Source organism: Aneurinibacillus sp. REN35, from assembly GCF_041379945.2.
Classification (GTDB): domain Bacteria; phylum Bacillota; class Bacilli; order Aneurinibacillales; family Aneurinibacillaceae; genus Aneurinibacillus.
In genome coordinates this window covers 278,660-298,032 of the sequence record NZ_JBFTXJ020000002.1, presented here as the reverse complement: position 1 = coordinate 298,032, position 19,373 = coordinate 278,660, and the positions used below count along the sequence as shown (strand labels likewise).

The following is a 19,373-nucleotide window of genomic DNA, read 5'->3' as shown; positions in this document are numbered from 1 at the left end:
GCTTATCTGCCACCTCCCGTATGTAATGTTTCGCCTTTGTCCTTCTTCACCTCGCCGCCGCTCATCAGCTCGGCGGCATGCTGTACCGCATTTACGATATATTGATAGCCCGTACAGCGACAGATAACTCCTTCAAGTCCCTCCCGAATTTCTTCTTCTGTCGGATTCGGATTCTCCTTTAGAAGTCCCGCAGTAGCCATCATGACACCCGGTGTACAGAAGCCGCACTGCAGGCCGTGCTTCTCCCAGAAGCCCTGCTGAATGGGATGAAGCTGCTCCATATCCCCAAGTCCTTCCACCGTCATTACCTGCTCGCCGTCTGCCTGAACGGCAAGCACCGTACATGATTTGACCGGCTCTCCGTTCAACATGACCGTACACGCTCCGCATTGGGTCGTATCACAACCAACATGCGTTCCCGTTAAATCCAGCGTATCGCGTAAAAAATGTACAAGCAGCATACGCGGCTCAACTTCCGCTGTACGCGGTGTTCCATTCACAGTAACTGATATTTTCATTTTCTCTTGAGACACACGATCCACCTCCGATTTAATATACTTGTCCTTTCGTTGTTATGCCTGACGCTGCTTCATTTCCTTATCCATTGATTTAAAGAATTGGCTGAGCACCACCTTGGCTGCCCCGTTCATGATGCGCTGTCCAACCGAAGCAAGCACGCCCGTTACCTGAACTTCTGCACTGCACGTAAGATTTGTCTTCTCTTCTGCTTCATCGAGCTTCATGTCAGCCACGGCATCAATCTCGCCTGGCTTCCCTTTGCCGCGTACCAATAGCCGGTATGATTCGGGCTCCTCCTGATTCACCTGCTGGACCTCTCCGGTAAATACCCCCTTTACCGGGCCGATGCTAACCCCCATTTCAGCATGGTACACATCGCCGTCTCCCTTTTCGAATGACTTGCAGCCTGGAAGCGAGCTGCGAAGCGCATCCTGATCTTGAATCACTTTCCAGACAATCTCTCTCGGTGCGTCAAACGTGTATTTGTACTCGATTTTCATGAGCGACTCCTCTCTTGTTGTAATGTTTTTATCTTTTCATATAATTTTTTATTTTGCAAATACAATACCAACAGAAACTGCCTTATTTCTCGCTATTTTCTTTTTTGATCTGTTCTTTTATTTTCTTATTTGAAATATATGTTTTCATTTTTGAAATTTATCGCTTGATAATTCTGCCTCTATACCGAAAAGAAATTCGCGGATTGTACGAACAAACCGATCTAGATCGAATTCCTTTACTGTATGACCCGCTCCTTCAAATACTTCAAGCTGCACCTTTGTCTGTGATAAACACTGAATATAGCGTGCAGCTTGCTCCGCAGATAGCAATGACTCGATGCCTGTTCCCCGCAGCAGCAGAACTGGGCAGCTCACCTGCGACAGCACTTCCCAGAAATCAACTTGCCGCGCATCCTGCTCGATCCCGTTGACAACATGCGCCTTCATCAGCTCCGATCCCTTTTGCTCTCCCCAATAGCTTGCCATGTATTCATCTGCCCAGCCATGCGGCATCTTTTTATGTTCTGCCGGATATTCAGCCAAAATAAGCCCTTTGATACGGTCAGGATAGCGCAGAGCAAATCCTAACGCATACGAGACCCCACGCGAATATCCCAGTAAATAAAACGCAGGTAGCTGTGCGCTCTTCACTACACTTCTGATATCTTCTATATGCTGCTCTAGCGAATATCCCGTTTTAGGCGCGTCGCTTTTTCCTCGACCGCGAAAGGATAGGGCGATGGTTCGCCGCTCCGTAAGTGCGGATAAGATCGGCCTATAATTCTCAGCCGGCTCTGATAGCCCCGGACAGATCACTAAAGCCGGTACAGCCCCCATCTCTGCCTGTGCATCAATGTAATGCAAGCGTACTTCTTGATTCTTCGCTCAACTCTCTCTCATCACTATTCTCCTCCATCTAACACGACATAATATGAATATTTTACCATTTTATTTGGGTTAAACGGTAAAAAAATGGGCGTTTGCCTATACCCTTTTTTATTATCTCTGCATTTACTACTGTAAGGTAAAGGAAACAGAAAAGGAGGATATGCAGTGTCCTACCAAGACAACAATTACGATAATTCATCTCAAGAGATGGAGGATCCATGCCGGCATAAGATCATCAGCGTTGAAACGATATCCGAATGTCCAAGCAGCGAATGGCCCGCAACGGGTGTACCCGGCCCGCTGGTCGTAAAAACACCTGTTGTGCTCACAGAAGCGCGGGTGCAGGTAAATATTGAAGCCATAGTCCGTCTGCCCAGAGCAGCTATCTCTATTAGAAAAATTGAAAAGGATGTCCATATCAAGCAGTGCAAAATCCTTCCGTTTAATGATGCGCATACAATTAAAGCGTTCATTCGTGGATTCGTGCGTAAAACGATCGAATTCGCTGACATAAAATGTGTGGATGACGATGGTATCTCCGGCGGGCTTGATCATTTAACGACAGACATACCGTTTGAGTGCGCCACTGAAATCAAAACAAGCGTCCCCATACAAGGACTTACATTCTACGATCCGCAGCCGCAGGGAGACATCCACTTTTCTTCAAAACATGGAATGCATACGCACAGTAAAGAAAGTGCTTTTCTCAATCGACAGCACTTCGCTGAGAAACCTTTTTGTGAGCTGATTTATGCACAGGTTATCGAACTTGATACCGTAGAAGAGAAGAAAGGGCGCTTTTGCGGAGAACATTATGCTTTTGATACGATAAAAGAAATCATGGTCGTGGACCTATACGTAAAAATTCTACAGCGCCAGCAGGTTGACGTACCCGGCAAACCCGCTAAAAAGAAAGGTCCATTCTGCATTCCAGATATCAGGTCCTCCACGTACGCTGCCCGTCCTATCTTCCACCCTGTGCCGCGGCCTAAAAAAACACACTAAAACCGTTTATCGTCACAATTTCGTCAAAAAAATTCTAAGGTTATTTCATATCCTTGTAGTGTAAAAGGGGTATACTTGGGATATATTATTCAATCCCAGGAGGAATTCTATCGTGTCATCAGATGTAGTTATGATATTACAGCGAATTCATGCCGATTCTTGGTTTTGGATTTTGCTCCTCTTTATCCTAAGCTACTTGCTCAGCAAAGCAGGAAAGATGAAGGCGCAAAAAATTGTCCGGATGATCTTCCGACTGATTGCTCTTGTCATGATCATCACCGGAGCGTTAATGCTCTCTGCTTATCAATTCCCGCTTGCTTATATCATTAAGGGTATTTCAGCGTTCTTAATGATTGGTGTAATGGAAATGATTCTTAGCAAAACTGCCAGAAAGGAAAGCGCAGGCGCTCTTTGGATCGGACTTATCGTTCTGCTTGCCTTAGTGCTTCTCATCGCTTTTCGTGTGATTACGTTCTAAACCAGTCGCTTTTTATATGAACGATGAAAAAGCCGGTCCCTTTGACCGGCTTTTTCTTATATCCTATGCGTTTGTTTTAAATCTTTTTACTGTACCGGCCAACTGCTCAGACATGTCTTCTAGCTGCTTGGCGCTTTCTGCAAGATTTCTCATCGTAGATAATTGCTCCTCAGAAGAAGCCGTAATCTCCTGGGCTCCTGCGGAGAACTCCTGTGTCACAGCGGATACGTTCTCTATGTTGTGTGAGATCTCTGTACTTTTCTGTGCGAGTTCAGCTAACAGTTCGCTGAATCGCTGGACATTGCCATCCATCTCACCAATCTTATCGGTAATCAGGTGGAAAGAGCGCGTCATCTGTTTTACCGACTCCGCCCCTTCAGCAGCTTCCGCTCTTCCCTCTTCTGCCGCGATAACCACCTGCTGCATCTGACGCTGATTTTCTGCAACGATGTCACTGATGCCTTGAACTGCTGCGGCCGTCTGCTCAGCCAGCTTGCGCACCTCATTTGCTACCACCGCAAAGCCTCGTCCCTGCTCACCGGCACGAGCCGCTTCAATCGCCGCATTTAACGCAAGAAGATTCGTTTGGCTGGCAATATTAGTAATGACCGTAACAATGCCCTCGATGTCTTTTGTTTTCTCACTGAGTTGATGAATCGATATGGCACTGTTCTCAATCGTACCGGCAATCCGCTCCATTCGCGCTAATGTATCCGTTGCCTGATGCATGCCATCTGTCGATGTGTATTGTGCTTGCTGCGAATCAGATTGAACAGCCATAAATACCGTTCCCATCGCTTGAATGCTTGCATTCATCTCTTCTACATCCTCTGCGGTATGCTGAATGGATGCTGAGACTTCAGCCGCTCCCTTCGTAAACTCTTCTGTCGCACACGCAACCTGTTCTGCCGATACCTTCATATCTTCATTCATTCGGTTTAATGAGCGCGCAGAGTCATTGAGCGTAGATGTAGAACGCTTCACTTCGTTAAGTACATGTGACATGCCCTCGGTCATCTGCGTGAATCCAGCGGCAAGCTGGCCCACTTCATCCCTTGATCTGCTTGATGAAATCGTATGCGTTAAGTCCCCTTCTGCAATGTATTGCACACTTTCACTTAGTCCGCGAATCGGTGCTACCAATCTGCGCAGGATCAGGAACACAACAACCATACAAGCAATAAGCGCCACCCCGCTCACCAGAAGACTGCGATAGAACAAACGCTTGGCTCCTACTTCCGCTTCCTCAACAGGCAATACGATGGCTATGCCCCATTCTACCTTCTTTGCTTTTGAGAAATACCCATACTTCTCTTCTCCATCTTTCTCATAGCGAATCTTTCCGGTCTCGCCCCTCAGCGCCCGGTCTGCAAGCTCGGTAAGTTCCGGGATATCTGTCTCGTATACGTTTCGTTTCATTATATAATCTTTATTCTTATGCGCAATTTCTAATCCATTCTTGATGAAAACAAACGGGTAGCCTGTCTCTCCAAGTTTTTCTTCCATGATTACCTTCACCAATGCGTCAATCGGAATCGATGCTACAATAAAGCCGATAATCTGCCCGTCCTTCTTTACCGGAGCAGTCAACATGATCGTCACATTCCCCGTTGCTTTGGACGTCATTGGATCTGTAATCACGGACTCGCCTTTCATGGTACGGATAAAGTGATCGCGCTCTTTAATATTAACACGCTTCCCCTTTCCATCCGGTAAAACAATATCTCCATTCCTGTCGCAAAAAGCAATGGTTTCAAAAAAGGAATAGCGCTTGGAAATGCCCTCTATATAAGCGTTTCGCGCGGCCTCGCTGCTTGCGCTGTGCACGTTCTCTTGCTCTGCAATCATACCAACAATCTGCTGATGCGAAGTAAGCCATGCATCAATTCGAGCGGTAATAACTTGCAGCTTGCCGTTTGCCTGCTGTTCATATCCCCGTAAAATCTCCTGTTTTGCCCCATTATAGTTAAGTATTGTCACCGCTAATAAAAAAAAGGTGATCATAATACCAAGGACTACGTTGAGTTTCCCCCCTAAAGTCTTCATTTCCTTCCCTCCTAGTATGCAAACAATCTATCTTTAGATGATTTAATACCTATAACCATAATACTATAATTTTCAATAACAAAGGGGCTAAGCATTCTATTGTCATTAAACCTTCTTATATTGAAGCTACCGCATATGATTTGGGCATTAGCTAGGGCTAATTTGTCCAAACCTTTTTTCTGCTCTTTACATTTACTGTATGGATACGACAAAAGGAGGGATGAAGATGGCTTGTTCATCTTGCGGCAAACGGCGCGGCTCAAAATCTCCAAAAGGGAAAAAGAAATAACCAGCCCACACCCGGAGCGACGGTACAGTCTCTTCCGGGTTCTTTTTGTTTGTACGCGTTTTGGCGCATGGATTTCAGTTTTTGTTCCACACTAATCAGTATGCTTTAACAACAATACATTTTAAAAAGGTTGGTGATACAATGGATTTGCAAAGCGGTAGGCTGTACTGGCCTACAACCCTTTCTGATACTCCGGTATACCCAGCGCTTGAAGCGGATGTCGAATGTGACGTATTAATTATTGGCGGTGGCAGCTCCGGTGCTCAATGCGCATATTATCTTAGTGAGCACGACCTTGATGTAGTCGTCGTAGATAAAAGAAAAATAGGATACGGAAGCACCAGCACGAACACGGCGCTCATTCAATACGCAGGTGATAAAATGTGCTTTGAGCTTGCAAACACGTTTGGAGAACGCTATACCCTTCGTCATCTTACACTGTGTCGACAAGCAATCAATGAGATTGAGAAAGCTGCTGTCTCTCTGCCTATTGATCCTGAATTCACACGTAGAGACAGCCTGTATTATGCCAGCTACCCAGAAGATGTCACCAAGCTTGTGCGCGAGTATGAGCTGCTAAAGAAGCACGGATTCGATGTAGAGTACATAACCGAGGAGGAGATTGGCAGACTGTATCCGTTTACGAAGCGAGCGGCGCTTTACATCAAAAATGACGGGGAGCTTAATCCCTACGCATTTACGCTTGGCTTACTAGAGAAAGCGCGCAGTCGAGGAGTACGTATCTACGAAGAGACAGAAGTTACCGGAGAGGTGTATCGAGATGACCAATCAACATTTTATACAAATAACCAGCGGGCCATCCATGCTCGTTATGTTATTTTTGCGGGGGGCTATGAGGCGTTAGAGACGAAAAAGGAAAAAAACGCGGTAATCAGCAGCTCCTATGCGGTCATCACCAATCAACTAACGGATGAGGATTTTGCCTCCTGGCACAAACGCACACTCATCTGGGAAACCGCACGTCCTTATATCTATATGCGTACGACGAAGGATAACCGGATTATTATTGGCGGTCTTGATGAGGATACGACGCATGCAGATGACCGCGATTCAAAAATCATGCATAAAAAAGACAAGCTGATCGAAGAGTTCAATGAATTATTTCCTGCTATACGCGTCCAACCGGAATTCTACCTGGGAGCCTTTTATGGCGGAACACACGATGGACTGCCTATGATCGGTATGTATGATTCCTTCCCAAACAGCTACTTCCTCTACGCCTACGGTGATAACGGTACCGTATACAGCATGATGCTTGCCAAAATCATCACGGAAGCAATCGTTACAGGTTCTCAGCCCGATCTTGATCTCTATCTGCAGACTCGTCCTTTTTTGCACACGATGAAGAAATCTTAAAAACACATAGATTCTCCGCCCAAAATAAATAAAGGATAGAAGAAAAGGATAGATACGGCAATCTGCTTTGTCTATCCTTTGATATTTTAGACTACTGCACAAGGTTCTATATAGTATAATAGAGAAAAAATTCTGAAAGGAACCTGCCGTGTATATTCCTTCACACTTCACCATTACAGATGCAGCAATCGCCTATGATATTATAAAAGAGCATAGTTTTGCGACGCTATTCTCTCAACATAATGGACTGCCGTTCGCTACTCATTTACCTTTGCTTTTAAACGAGGAGCATACATACTTATACGGACATTTTGCTCGGCCGAATCCGCAGTGGAAAGATATTAAAAAACAAACCGTCTTAGCCGTTTTTCATGGTCCGCACTGCTATATCTCTCCCTCCTGGTATGAGACAGATAGAGCGGTACCAACATGGAATTATGTGACCGTTCATGTCTATGGAGAAGTCGAGCTGTTAGAGGATGAGAATGAATTAATGGATTCGCTGCAGGAAATGGTTGTAAAGTATGAAGCGCCCAACAGTTCCTATAGACTGCACGATGTAGACACTGAGTTTCTTGCTGGTATGAACAAAGGCGTACAGGGCTTCAAAATAAAAATCAGTAAAATAGAGGGGAAAGCAAAACTAAGTCAAAACCACCCCTTACAACGGCAGGAGCTCATTGTTAAGCAACTGGAGCAGATTTCAACGACAGATGAGCAAAAAATTGCCTCTTTAATGAAAGCAAACATAACGGCGCATTCAAGCATATAGATATCGAGGATGCCACACGAATTGTACCGCAAATCAATCCATCTCTTTCTATATGGAATTAGCACACAGCAGCGAGTCATTTTTTTGTCATACAAAACCCACCGGTCCTATTTTTTATGCCCAGGCTGGTGGGTCATTTGTCTGTTTGTCTAGGGAGAATAATACAGCTTCATGTCTGTGCAACACTCAACACACATCATTTTTCCTTTAAACGAAAACACTTCATATGTGGAATTACAAAATAGACAGGCGGGTTTATACTTCCGTAGAATGATTTTTTCACCTTCTACAAAAACTTCTATTCTATCCTTTTCCTCAATACCCATGCTCTTCCGTACATCAATTGGCAGTATAACTCTTCCCAGTTCATCCACCTTTTGTACAATACCTGTTAGCTTCATCCTATCCCTCTTCTCTATTAGAGATCTTTTCTATGATTGCCTCGCAAGTTGTTCAACAGTAAAGAAAAGAGCAAACGAAAATCGCTGCTCTTACTGATTGGAAAATGGATATGATCCATTTTATCACAAAAAATGGATGGTGCTATTTTTGAACATATTGTATTTAAACCCTATAAAACGAGGTGTTTTACATACCTTATATTTGGAAGAAATAAGATACATGCGCCCGCGTGTTCCCTCGTTGTTTTCTCACAAGGAAGGGAGACGGCCGCTTGGGGCATGGTGTGGTAACGATCTACTCTGGATCGTACTGGATAATCAACAACCTTGAGCTACGCCCTAAAATCACCGCTTATACATCCTGAGATAAGCGCACCATATCTATTACCTGTATTCCATTTTCAAAAATTTCTTCGTCATAATGCCGAAGAAAGAAGTCTCGGTCAATTCCCGTCATTCTAAACCCACATTTTTGATACAGAGCAAGCTGCCCCACACTTGAATTTCCCGTACCGACTTCGATCGTCTTAAAGCCGAGTGCTCGTGCATGAGCGACTGCATGATGTACCAACCGTTTGCCAATTCCCCTGCCCTGGCAGCTCTCATCAACAGCGATATTAACCAACTCAACTGTTTCAGGTCTTGTTGGCAGCAAAACATACACACCTATGATGTGGTTCTCTTCTTCGGCGACAAAGCATTTGCCGCGCTTAATATATTCCTCCACCAGTTTTCGGGACGGGTCCGCTAATAAAAGCAGTTCCATTGGATATTGTTCATCTGCGCCTACCTCTCGTATGTCCAACCGTATCTCTCCTCACTTTACGCTCTGCTTTCATCAAACGAATGTTTTCTTCTGTATCAATCGATTTTACGATTTCAAACGCTTCCTTCTTATCCAATCAGCAGGTGCTTCCGGATTATATCCGATGTTGCCGAAATTTCGCAAAGCTAGATGGTAGCCTACATTCCGAGCAATATTCCACCACAGCCCTGTTTTCGATCTCCACATCCGTTCCACAATAGATGGGATGGCATAAAATTGACGGGCCGCCCACTCTGTACCCATTAGTAATTCCTCCGGTGACATCAGCGCAGGCTGATAGACTACATCTTTTTTTCCGTTATATTTGGACCAATCATATGTTAAGATACGCCCTTCCGCTTCGAGCCGCTTAAACAACGGCGTATTCGGGAAGGGAATCAGCACGCTAATCGTTGCGGAATCAAGGCCGATCTCGCGATAAAACGCAACGGTGCGACGAAAAATCGACCGATCATCGTGGTCGAATCCAAATACTGTACCAGCCTGAACAGCGATGCCATAATAATGGAAGCGGCGCATCATTTCCCGATATCTCTCCACCAGATTGTGATGCTTGTTTGCCCCATGCAGGCTGTCTTGCGAAATGGTCTCCAAACCTAAAAACAAAGCCTTGCATCCACTATTAGCGGCCAATTCCATGAACTCGTCAAGGCAACATCCATCGTTGCCTGACTCGTCCACCATCGCTTAAGCGGCCGGATCGCGCGGAAGAGTTCTTTTGCATATGCGGGGTTTGCCGCAATATTATCATCCCAGAAAATCAAGGCTTTCCCTGGCATATGCTGAATTTCTTTAACCATGTCTTCTACAGGACGATAGCGCATCTTGCGCTGATACATTGCCGGAATGGTGCAGTAATCACAAGCATACGGGCAACCGCGCGTTGCAATCGTAATTCCCTTCCCATATACCCTTCCCTTAATCAAATCCCAGCGCGGAGCAGGCATTTGCTTCAAGTCAGGAAGCTTGGTGCAGCGATAGTAGGAAGCAAGCCTTCCCTGCTCAAAATCCTCAAGCAGTCTGGGCCATATCGTCTCTGCTTCTCCGATCACCACCGCATCACAATGCTGCTTTACTTCATCGGGAAGCAGCGTAGCATGTGGGCCACCAATCACTACAGTAACGCCGCGCCTTCTGTATTCGGCAGCTAAGCGATAGGCATGCGGAGCCGCCGCTGTATTGACTGTGATTCCCACCATGTCTACTTCTCTTGCAAAATCTATTTGCTGCACAATTTCATCTGTGTGAATAACGTCCCAATTCTCGGGTGTATAGGCAGCGAGAAGCAGCATCGTCAGCTGCGGAAAGCGGATCAGGCGGCGTTGCCTTACATATCTGGATTCTTGTGATTCCGCGGTGATTAATTCTACTTTATATCGTTGTTTCTCCTTCAAACCATCACCCTCCTTTCCCTATCTCATCAGCCTAATATATGTAAATTTATTTCTTAATATAAAACGTTATTTACTATTTTGCAATAAATGATATAATAACTACGATCATAGTTTTGAATTTTCAAAACAATACAGCAGAAGGGGGTTGCTGGCTATCAATCTGGTATACCTTGAAACATTTTTAGCTGTCCATGAGCATGGAAACTTTACCGAAGCCGCGAAACATTTGTATGTACCCCAACCTACCGTAACGAACAGAATCCGCCACCTTGAAGACGAATTAGGTCAACCGCTGTTTACTAGAGGCAAAGCAGGCAAGCGAAATGTTCAGCTTACAGCCGCAGGTGACATCTTCCTTCCCTACGTGAAGCAGGTGCTTACTTCACTCGATAACGCTCGGCGCCATGTGACCGCTGCCAATGAGCAGAATCTGGTCAAAGTCGGAAGTTCGATTCCATTTACACATCCGTTTATTGTCGATAAAGTAAAGTCGCTCTATGCAATGAATAATGATGTTAATATTAGCCTATCCTTCATCAAAAACTCAATACTGAGCCACAGACTCATCGATAACACAATCGATTTGGCCTTCAGCACCGAACCGCTGACAGAAGAAAATTTTACAAGCTGTACGCTTGGTTCCGAAGAGTTCGAACTTATTCTCCCATCTGAGCATCCGCTATCAGCACATGCCTATATTGAAGATATCACACTGCTGCAGGATGAAAGCTTAATCTGCTATGAACCGTACATGAAATACATGGAAGAACATATACGTACCGAACAATTTTTCAAGAAAAAACTTATGTCGAACCAACTTGGGATTATCAGGAATCTACTAAAGCATAATTATGGTATTGCATTTCTTCCTCCTCTACTCTTAGCGCACGAAATTAACAACGGTTGGCTTGTCTCTGTTCCCTTCCACTCCGACATGTCGCTTGGCAAGATTCACTACTCGCTTATCTACAAAAAGGATCAGCCCATTTATAAGGAGGTACTCTACTCCCATTCATAACTTTACTTCACTATATAATAAAATAGAGCCAGGCCCCCTGCATGCAAGGGCCTGGCTTCTCTTATTTTGACTGGGCTATGCCGCCTTCCTATGCTCCTGTTGGCGCAACCGCAGGCGTCTCTTCTACCAGCAATTTTCCTGCTTCAATTACGCATTCTTCATCAATCCATACCGTTGGCGAGAGAAGCAGACCATCAAGGTGAATCGAACTCTCTACCGTCCCACCAATAACATGGCTGTCGCCGACAGCTATGTGTACGGTTCCCCACGCTTTCTTATCTTCAGCCATATTGCCGATCAAGCGGGCGTTCGGATTCGTTCCAATCGCAAATTCAGCAATGTTGCTTGCCCCTTCGTCTGATTCTTCGATTAGTTTTTTCAGTCGTTCGGCTGATTTTCCCCCTTCGATGCTGACCACATGCCCTTTGCGTACTTCCATGCGAATCGGTGCATCAAGAATGCCCAACGAATCCATCGTATGGTCGATTACAAGCGTACCCTCCGTCGTACCCTCCACAGGCGCAATCGCAGCTTCCCCATCCGGCATCGCTGCAAAAGTCCCCGGCCCTTTCACCAATCCGGTGAGCATCAATCCGTTTCTCCCCTCGATGCTCAGTGTCAGATCGGTGCCGGATGGCGATGTAATACGTACATTTTTTCCTTTTGTCATACGCTGTCTGACCACTTCAGAAACCAGGTCAATCTTATGATAATCTGCGCCAACGGCACCGTAGAGCATCAACTCCTTCGTCACACCTCGCATGACGAGGACACGCGCACCGGCCCCCAACGCTTCTTTGGTTGCATTCGTATGGGTAATGGCATACGTAATCGGCTGCAGTACGACATCGGCTGCTTTCATTGCGGCGGCTACGATGGCGGGCGGCTCAACGCCATGCGTTTTTCGCGGCGTAATCACCGTAAGTACCGGCTCAGCCCCCATCGCCGCCACGCAAGAAGCAAACACCTCTCCAATCTCGGATGTGTTCGTATCAGCAACAATACACACATTCTCTCCTGCCTCAAGCTTCACCGCTTCCGTCAAAATCCGGGTAGCTACCGCATACAAGTTAAAGTTCTCCATCATATCCCTCCATTAGCTTTGTTTCAATTTTCTTGCAACTTGCAGCATTAACGTGGCGGAATCGCGAATATGTTCTTGCGCCCGCTTGTGAGCTAAAGCAGGCTTACGTTCAAGAATAGCCGCCAGAATGTCTTCATGCTGACAGATGGTTACACGCGGACGCTGTTTATCTCTCTCCCATAGCATGATGCGGAGCAGATTGAAGTTCGAGCGCTGTTGTACCAGCGAATCAGCCAGTGCTTGATTGCCGCTTGCCTGAGCAATCAGTCCATGAAAATCATGATTGTGCCGGATCGTATCCAACTCACGCCCGGGTGCACTTGCCATATGCATACGTGCTGTATTCAGCACAGCTGTGAGTGCGGCTAACTGCTCTTCCGTTGCCCTCTTGGCAGCCAGCTTGGCAGATAATCCTTCAAGCTCTGTGCGCAGCTCATAGAAATCCTCAATCTCTTTAATTGAGAGCCGCCGAATCCGCACACCATGATGAGGCACCGATTCAAGCAGTCGCTCCTGTACCAGCATGCGGAGCGCTTCACGAATCGGCGTACTGCTAACGCCAAGAATCTCCCGAATATGCCGCTCCCGAATCCACTCGCCCATCTCAAAATGCCCGGATGCGATCAATTCACTCAAACGGTTGTACACTACGGTGGTTGTCGTTTCTTTTATAAGCTTTTGTGACATGTCAACCATCTCTCTTCTTATGCATAAGCGCACGAAGATAGGAAGGCTTAACCGGAATCTCATTAATTTTTATACCCCACGGCCGCAGCGCATCTTCGACAGCGGATTGAATGACCGCAGGCACAGGAATGGTACCGCTCTCACCCGCCCCCTTAGCACCTAATGGATTTAGCGGAGACGGCGTCTCGATATGACCGATCATCATTTCGGGACTCTCCGTAGCGGAAGGAACCAGGTAATCCATTAACGTACTCGTCAAAAGCTGTCCCTGCTTGTCATAGATGACTTCTTCAAATAGCGCGGTACCCAAGCCATTGATAATACCACCCTGCATCTGTCCGTTGACTACAAGCGGATTCAGCAGACGACCGCAATCATGCATGGATGTATAATGAAGTACGTTGATCCTGTATGACTCCATATCGACTTCCACAACGGCAATATCGGCCATTGACGAAATTGCCGCCGCTTTTGGGGCAAAATAATCCGTTGCTTCAAGACCCGGAGATACGGGAAGTGAATAGGTTGTACCGGGATAGACGCCCCTTGCTTCGCGGGCCACTTCACCCAGCGTAACTTCATCGGAAGGATGATGTTTGCGGCGAATGACGCCACTCTCAAGCTCAAGTTCTTCCTCTTCTGCCTGCAGCATGTGAGCGGCAATCCGCAGCGCCTTTTCTCTCACCGCTTGCGCAGCACGATAGATGGCCGTACCAGTAATCGTTGCGATACGGCTTGCGAACGTACCGGTACCATAGGGAATAAGCTTCGTGTCCCCTTGTCGGACTGTGACCCGTGCAAGCGGTACATCAAGCACTTCAGACGCCACTTGTGCCAACGTTGTCTCATGTCCTTGTCCTTGCGAAGCAGCGCCGGTAATTACCGTGACATCTCCATCCGCCTCCACACGAACCGTGGCGCCTTCAAATGATCCAAATCCTGTGTTTTCAATGGCACATGCTATCCCGATGCCGATATGGCGGCCCTGCTTCCGATACTCCTTCTGCCGTACTCTCCATTCATGGTAGCTGCTGTTGTGTACAACTTCATCGAGAAGCCTTGGATAATCTCCGCTGTCATATACTTGCGGTGTACCATCACGCGATAGAAGGCCCGTGCGATACGGAAATGCATCCGCTTGGATCAGATTCTTACGCCGGATCTCTACCGGGTCCATCCCAAGCTTTTCTGCCGCCTGATCGAGCAGCCTGTTAAGAATCAGCGCAGCTTGCGGCCGGCCGGCGCCGCGGAAAGGAGCATGCGGCATTGTATTGGTGTATAGAACCGTGACATCACACAAATAATTCGGAACTTTATACGGGCCAGGAATGAGCGTAGAGGTCATCAAAGGCACGATAATTCCCCAGGGAACATAGGCGCCTGTATTGGCAAGCATCGTATCTGTTACCGCGACAATTTCTCCGTCCCAAGTAACGCCAAGCGCAGCCTCATGTACCTGCTCCCGCTCATGAATCGATGCCATCATATGCTCCATCCGATCCTCGATCCAGCGCACAGGCATACCAAGCTTGCAGGAGGCCCAACACACAAGAAAGTCTTCTGCATAAAAAGGTGCCTTTGCTCCAAATGCACCGCCCACATCCGGTGCGATGACACGGACTTGATTTTCAGAGAGACCAAGCAGCTTGGCAAGAATGTTGCGCATTTCGTGCTGATTTTGCGTTGTGGCATAAACTTCAAGATGCGACTCCATGCCGCCGCTGTCATGCCAATGGGCAAGCATGCCTCTCGTCTCAATTGGCAGGCAGCTAACCCTGCCGATTTTAAAACGGTGTCGTACAATCACGTCGGCCGTTTTCATTGCCGATTCAGCATCGCCAACCGTCTGAACAAAGTGTGCGGCCTCATTGGAGGGCAGATGCTCATGCGCAAGCGCTGCGTCTTCACGTACAGCATCTTCTAGCTGGGCTATGGCGGGCAGAGCCTTATACGCAATGTCAATCATATCGAGCGCGTCTTCGGCAATATAACGATTCTCCGCAATCACCATCGCCACCGGCTCGCCCACATGGTGCACCGTCCAATTAAACGGCCGCTGTGTAACTGGCGTCAGATTCCCGTGGGGAAAAAGAAGCGGCAGAGATGGAAATGCCTCTCCATCCTCCGGTCCGAATACGGCCACTACGCCTGGCAAATGACGAGCTGCATCCAGCTTCATCTCCGTTATACGTGCATGCGCATGCGGACTGCGTAAAAACGCGACGCTCAACGTACCCGGAATCCGAAGATCGGCGATATAGCGTCCTTCCCCGCGTACAAGCCGCGGATCAATTTTTCGCTTCAGCGGCTGTCCAAGCGTCTTCATGAAATCACCTCCGATGTCTTCTCGCCGCGCTCCATACGCCGAATGGCCGAACGGATGGTCTGTGGCCGAATCGGCAGCGAAGTAATTTTAAAATCGTAAGCGGCAAGGGCATCACATATCGCATTGGCCAATGCAGGCGCTACCGCTACGGTTCCGCCTTCGCCTGCCCCCTTGACCCCGAGCGGGTTGAGCGGGGAGGGCGCATGCTCAAAGATATCCACATCAATATCCGGCACTTCCGTAGCGCTTGGAATCAAGTAATCCATAAAAGTTCCTGCAAGCAGCTGTCCCGCTTCGTCATAGCGGAGATCCTCGTATAAGGCACCCCCCAATCCCTGCGCCATTCCGCCGATAAGCTGCCCTTCTACCAGCATCGGATTAATGGCACGTCCGATATCATAGCCGATGTAATACTTTGGAATCCGAATGCAGCCGGTATCCTTATCGATTTCTACTTCAGCAGCGTGTACACCGTACGGATACGTCATATGAGCGGCAGAAAATGTGTATTCTTCCTGCAAGCTGACACCTTCTTGATAACATCGGGCAACCAATTCCTGATATGAGAGCAATGCGCATCCGCTCTCTCTCTCAATCAATGCATCCTCACACAGCATGAGCTTTTCTACAGGCAGGCTGTACCAGCGGGCGGCTGTGCGCAACAATCGATCCTTCAGGGATGCGGCGGCTAACCATGCAGCTGAGCCTCCCATCACAGTTCCCCGTGTAGCGAAGGAGCCGTTTCCTTTTTTCACCGTATCCGTATCACCATGTACGACGCGCACTCTCGTATATGAAATACCAAGCTGGTCGCCGCACACCTGAGCGATCATCGTTTTCACCCCTTGGCCAACGTCTGCAAGGCCAGTTTTTGCACATACGTCACCATTGCTGAGAATGTCGATGGCCGCATATTCCCACGGACCAAGCCCTGACTTCTCCACAAACATCGCAAGGCCAAGACCCAGCAGCTTTCCCCTTGACGCCGCTTCCGCCTTCCGATGCTCAAATCCCCCCCAGTCTACGGCATGACGCACTTGTTGCAGCAGGTGCGGATAATCGCCGCTATCAAACTCAACAATTTGGCCAAGTGCGGCAATCCCATTCGTATAAGGCATCTGCTCCGGCTGTACGACGTTTCGTTCCCGTACTGTTACCGGATCAAGCTGCAGTTGACGGGCAATCATATCGATAACTCGCTCGCGGACAAATGTCCCCTCAAATCTACCCGGCCCCCGGTAGGTGCCTGTCGGTGTTTTATTTGTTGCAACAACATGTGTGATGAATTCCAACGCTTCGATATCATATGGACCGGGGAGCATCGCCTGGGTCAATGCTGGAACGGTGACGCCGTGCGTGCGGATATACGCGCCCGTATCGACGAAAATCTCATCGCGCAGCGCATGAATGCGCCCCGTGTCATCGAAGCCAACCGTAATATGATGCTTCTGCTCCCTCGAGTGGTTGGTCGCAAGCAAATGTTCGAGTCGATCCTCCACCCAACGAACCGGACGACCAAGCTTTATTGCAGCGTAAGGGATTAAATAGTCTTCTGGATAGAATTCACCGCGCGGACCGAATCCGCCCCCGACATCCGTTTCTACGTACCGGATTTCACTGCTATCCTTCCTAAGCAGGCGACTGAGAATCTGATGGTTAAAATGAACAACCTTCGTCGCCCCATATACCGTCAAACGGCCGTTTGCCTCATAGGAAGCAACCAGCCCTCGCGTCTCTAGCGGCACACCTGTATGGCGCTGCACATACAACTCTTCGCACAAAATATGGGGACACCTCGCAAATACATCATCCACAGAGCCTTTAGTAGAATGAATGCGAAAGATATCGTTGCTTGCGATCAATGGATGGAGGAGTGGAGCCTCACTTGCAAGAGCGCAATTCGTGTCAGCCAACGGTGTAAGCGGCTCATATTCAATCTCAACCGCCTCTGCCGCATCTTCAGCCACATAACGATTAATAGCGACAAGCAGCACCACCGGTTCGCCAACATACCGGACTCGTTCCTTGGCGAGCGGATACTGCAAGGCATGCGCAAGTGCTTCATCCGGTGATAACCGCATGGGGATGGGCTGTAGATCCTTCGGCAAATCGGCAGCGGTCACAACCAATAGAACCCCTGGCATACGAGCTGCCTTATCATATCGAATAGAGCGGACATACGCATGTGCATGGGGACTGCGGATCACGATGGCCTCACATTGATCTGGAAGCTTAATGTCTCCTGCATACCGTCCTTGTCCGGTAAGCAGCGCACGGTCTTCCACTCGCTTTACGCTTGCTCCGATTGCCACACTTTCACCCCTTCCCCTGCCGCATAACTCGCGCGGCATGCTCTACCGCATCAACAATGGATTGATAGCCGGTACAGCGGCACAGATTGCCGGAGATGCCGTCACGAATCTCTTCCCGAGACGGATGCGGATTTTCTTTAAGAAAATGATAGGCTGACATCAGCATGCCCGGCGTACAAAATCCGCACTGCAACCCATGCTTCTCCCAGAAAGCATCTTGAAGCGGATGCAGTGAACCGTCCGCTTGGGCAAGCCCTTCCACCGTCATCACCTCGGCACCGTCCGCCTGTACCGCAAACATCAGACAGGAACGAGCCGGGCGATGATCGACTAGGATCGTACATGCACCGCAGATGCCATGCTCACATCCGACATGTGTACCCGTTAGGCCAAGCTCGTCACGAATTACATCGGAGAGAAGCATACGTGGTTCTACCCAGACGGTATACTCCTCTCCATTAATCGTTAATGTGATGCTTTTGAGTTTGCTGCCTGTACTAGCAGACGTTTTTGTCGTTATCAAATGATCAGCCATGCTTCCACCTCTCTCTATGCGTAGCTGTACTGCTCTTTCGCACGCGCTACCGCTTTTTCGATGACACGCCGACTCAATGTGACGCTCAAATCCTTGCGATACTCCACGCTGGCATGAATATCCGGCTCCGGATCGATCTCATCTCGAATACTTTCACAGCATTCAGCAATCCAATCGCTGTCAGGCTCAGTATCCTCTAGTTCATCCTCTATATCCTCCAAGCGAATGGGCGCACCATCTACACCGCCTAAGCCGATACTCACCGACTTCATCTTGCCCGCTTCATCAAGCGTAACGGAGGCTGCCGCCAGGACAATGGCGAAGTCTCCCTTGCGCAGCGCAAACTCCTCAATCGCATGACCTGTGCGGGGGGTAATTTTCGGAAAGCTAGTAGCTACAAGCATTTCATTGGGCTCGATTGTCGTCGTCATATACGTGAAAAAGAATTCTTCCGCCGCAACCGTCCGCTCCCCTGCAAGCGAGGCTAACGTAACCGCGCCTCCTAACGTACGCAGAATCACCGGAAGTTCCGCCGTCGGGTCCGCATGAACCAGACTGCCGCCGACCGTTCCACGGGAACGAATCTGTGAATGACCAACCAGCCGGATTCCTTCAGACAGCATCGGACATACTCTTGCAATCTCTGCGGACTGCTCGATCTGATAGTGAGGTGTGGTAGCACCCACCTGCACATCGGTATCGGCAGCCCGGATATAAGTAAGATCATGCAGCCTACCAATATCGACCAGCACCTGCGGACGTGCCAGCCGCATATTCATCGTGGGAATAAGACTTTGTCCGCCAGCGAGAATTTTTGCATCATATCCGTACTTCTCTATCAATTCGAGCGCTTCATCCAGCGTATGCGGTGTGTAGTAGTCAAAAGCTGCCGGCTTCATCGGCATTCCCTTCCTTT

Annotated in this window: 19 protein-coding genes; 5 read left to right on the top strand and 14 right to left on the bottom strand. The window is 48.1% G+C overall.

All coding sequences use genetic code 11. The features are described from left to right. Positions 1-2 precede the first annotated feature (2 nt). The 3 genes from AB3351_RS04720 to AB3351_RS04710 all read right to left on the bottom strand — a co-directional run bounded on the left by AB3351_RS04720 (position 3) and on the right by AB3351_RS04710 (position 1,883). The gene (locus AB3351_RS04720) at positions 3-518 is read right to left on the bottom strand and encodes a (2Fe-2S)-binding protein (RefSeq protein ID WP_371146265.1); all 516 of its coding nucleotides are present in this window, start codon (positions 516-518) and stop codon (positions 3-5) included. A 54-nt stretch (positions 519-572) separates the two neighbouring features. After that, positions 573-1,019 (bottom strand): CoxG family protein, encoded by a 447-nt coding sequence (locus tag AB3351_RS04715; RefSeq protein WP_371145971.1) that lies wholly within the window; start codon positions 1,017-1,019, stop codon positions 573-575. Positions 1,020-1,163: 144 nt separating this feature from the next. Continuing rightward, positions 1,164-1,883, bottom strand: a complete 720-nt coding sequence (locus AB3351_RS04710; protein ID WP_371145970.1) for an alpha/beta fold hydrolase — start codon at positions 1,881-1,883, stop codon at positions 1,164-1,166. A gap of 189 nt (positions 1,884-2,072) precedes the next feature. Between AB3351_RS04710 and AB3351_RS04705 the strand changes: the two genes are divergently transcribed. Continuing rightward, the gene (locus AB3351_RS04705; RefSeq protein ID WP_371145969.1) at positions 2,073-2,912 is read left to right on the top strand and encodes a CsxC family protein; all 840 of its coding nucleotides are present in this window, start codon (positions 2,073-2,075) and stop codon (positions 2,910-2,912) included. Between the two features lie 112 nt (positions 2,913-3,024). Next, on the top strand, positions 3,025-3,390 hold the full coding sequence (locus tag AB3351_RS04700) for a DUF1516 family protein (protein WP_371145968.1): 366 nt from the start codon (positions 3,025-3,027) through the stop codon (positions 3,388-3,390). Between the two features lie 63 nt (positions 3,391-3,453). Here AB3351_RS04700 and AB3351_RS04695 read toward each other — a convergent pair whose 3' ends face one another. After that, positions 3,454-5,436, bottom strand: a complete 1,983-nt coding sequence (locus AB3351_RS04695; RefSeq protein ID WP_371145967.1) for a methyl-accepting chemotaxis protein — start codon at positions 5,434-5,436, stop codon at positions 3,454-3,456. A 430-nt stretch (positions 5,437-5,866) separates the two neighbouring features. On the opposite strand from AB3351_RS04695, the gene AB3351_RS04690 reads away from it, so the two are divergent. Both AB3351_RS04690 and AB3351_RS04685 read left to right on the top strand, forming a co-directional pair. Beyond that, complete coding sequence (locus tag AB3351_RS04690) at positions 5,867-7,102, top strand: NAD(P)/FAD-dependent oxidoreductase (RefSeq protein ID WP_371145966.1); 1,236 nt, start codon at positions 5,867-5,869, stop codon at positions 7,100-7,102. A 148-nt stretch (positions 7,103-7,250) separates the two neighbouring features. Continuing rightward, positions 7,251-7,874 carry an FMN-binding negative transcriptional regulator gene (locus tag AB3351_RS04685; RefSeq protein WP_371145965.1) on the top strand — a complete coding sequence of 208 codons (624 nt, stop codon included), beginning with the start codon at positions 7,251-7,253 and terminating at the stop codon, positions 7,872-7,874. 149 nt (positions 7,875-8,023) lie between these two features. Here AB3351_RS04685 and AB3351_RS04680 read toward each other — a convergent pair whose 3' ends face one another. From AB3351_RS04680 to AB3351_RS04665, 4 genes are all read right to left on the bottom strand, one after another. After that, on the bottom strand, positions 8,024-8,275 hold the full coding sequence (locus AB3351_RS04680; protein WP_371145964.1) for an AbrB/MazE/SpoVT family DNA-binding domain-containing protein: 252 nt from the start codon (positions 8,273-8,275) through the stop codon (positions 8,024-8,026). A gap of 352 nt (positions 8,276-8,627) precedes the next feature. After that, positions 8,628-9,080 carry a GNAT family N-acetyltransferase gene (locus AB3351_RS04675; RefSeq protein ID WP_371145963.1) on the bottom strand — a complete coding sequence of 151 codons (453 nt, stop codon included), beginning with the start codon at positions 9,078-9,080 and terminating at the stop codon, positions 8,628-8,630. A 66-nt stretch (positions 9,081-9,146) separates the two neighbouring features. Beyond that, the gene (locus tag AB3351_RS04670; RefSeq protein ID WP_371145962.1) at positions 9,147-9,707 is read right to left on the bottom strand and encodes a radical SAM protein; all 561 of its coding nucleotides are present in this window, start codon (positions 9,705-9,707) and stop codon (positions 9,147-9,149) included. Next, positions 9,698-10,495, bottom strand: a complete 798-nt coding sequence (locus tag AB3351_RS04665; protein ID WP_371145961.1) for a B12-binding domain-containing radical SAM protein — start codon at positions 10,493-10,495, stop codon at positions 9,698-9,700. Before AB3351_RS04665 ends, AB3351_RS04670 begins: the two co-directional genes overlap by 10 nt. A gap of 145 nt (positions 10,496-10,640) precedes the next feature. Between AB3351_RS04665 and AB3351_RS04660 the strand changes: the two genes are divergently transcribed. Then, positions 10,641-11,513: a LysR family transcriptional regulator gene (locus tag AB3351_RS04660; protein WP_371145960.1), complete on the top strand. Its 873-nt coding sequence runs from the start codon at positions 10,641-10,643 to the stop codon at positions 11,511-11,513. Between the two features lie 88 nt (positions 11,514-11,601). On the opposite strand, the gene AB3351_RS04655 is transcribed toward AB3351_RS04660, so the two are convergent. From AB3351_RS04655 to AB3351_RS04630, 6 genes are read right to left on the bottom strand one after another with little or no spacing between them, the layout of a single operon-like run. After that, positions 11,602-12,600, bottom strand: coding sequence for an aminopeptidase (locus tag AB3351_RS04655; protein ID WP_373270226.1), 999 nt, complete (start codon positions 12,598-12,600; stop codon positions 11,602-11,604). Positions 12,601-12,609: 9 nt separating this feature from the next. After that, positions 12,610-13,284, bottom strand: a complete 675-nt coding sequence (locus AB3351_RS04650) for a GntR family transcriptional regulator (protein ID WP_371145958.1) — start codon at positions 13,282-13,284, stop codon at positions 12,610-12,612. A gap of 1 nt (position 13,285) precedes the next feature. Further along, on the bottom strand, positions 13,286-15,610 hold the full coding sequence (locus tag AB3351_RS04645) for a xanthine dehydrogenase family protein molybdopterin-binding subunit (protein WP_371145957.1): 2,325 nt from the start codon (positions 15,608-15,610) through the stop codon (positions 13,286-13,288). Further along, positions 15,607-17,922, bottom strand: a complete 2,316-nt coding sequence (locus AB3351_RS04640; protein ID WP_371145956.1) for a xanthine dehydrogenase family protein molybdopterin-binding subunit — start codon at positions 17,920-17,922, stop codon at positions 15,607-15,609. The genes AB3351_RS04645 and AB3351_RS04640 overlap by 4 nt, the downstream gene beginning before the upstream one ends. Positions 17,923-17,926: 4 nt before the next feature. Next, positions 17,927-18,457, bottom strand: a complete 531-nt coding sequence (locus AB3351_RS04635; RefSeq protein ID WP_371145955.1) for a (2Fe-2S)-binding protein — start codon at positions 18,455-18,457, stop codon at positions 17,927-17,929. A gap of 14 nt (positions 18,458-18,471) precedes the next feature. After that, on the bottom strand, positions 18,472-19,356 hold the full coding sequence (locus AB3351_RS04630; protein ID WP_371145954.1) for an FAD binding domain-containing protein: 885 nt from the start codon (positions 19,354-19,356) through the stop codon (positions 18,472-18,474). Between the last annotated feature and the right edge of the window lie 17 nt (positions 19,357-19,373).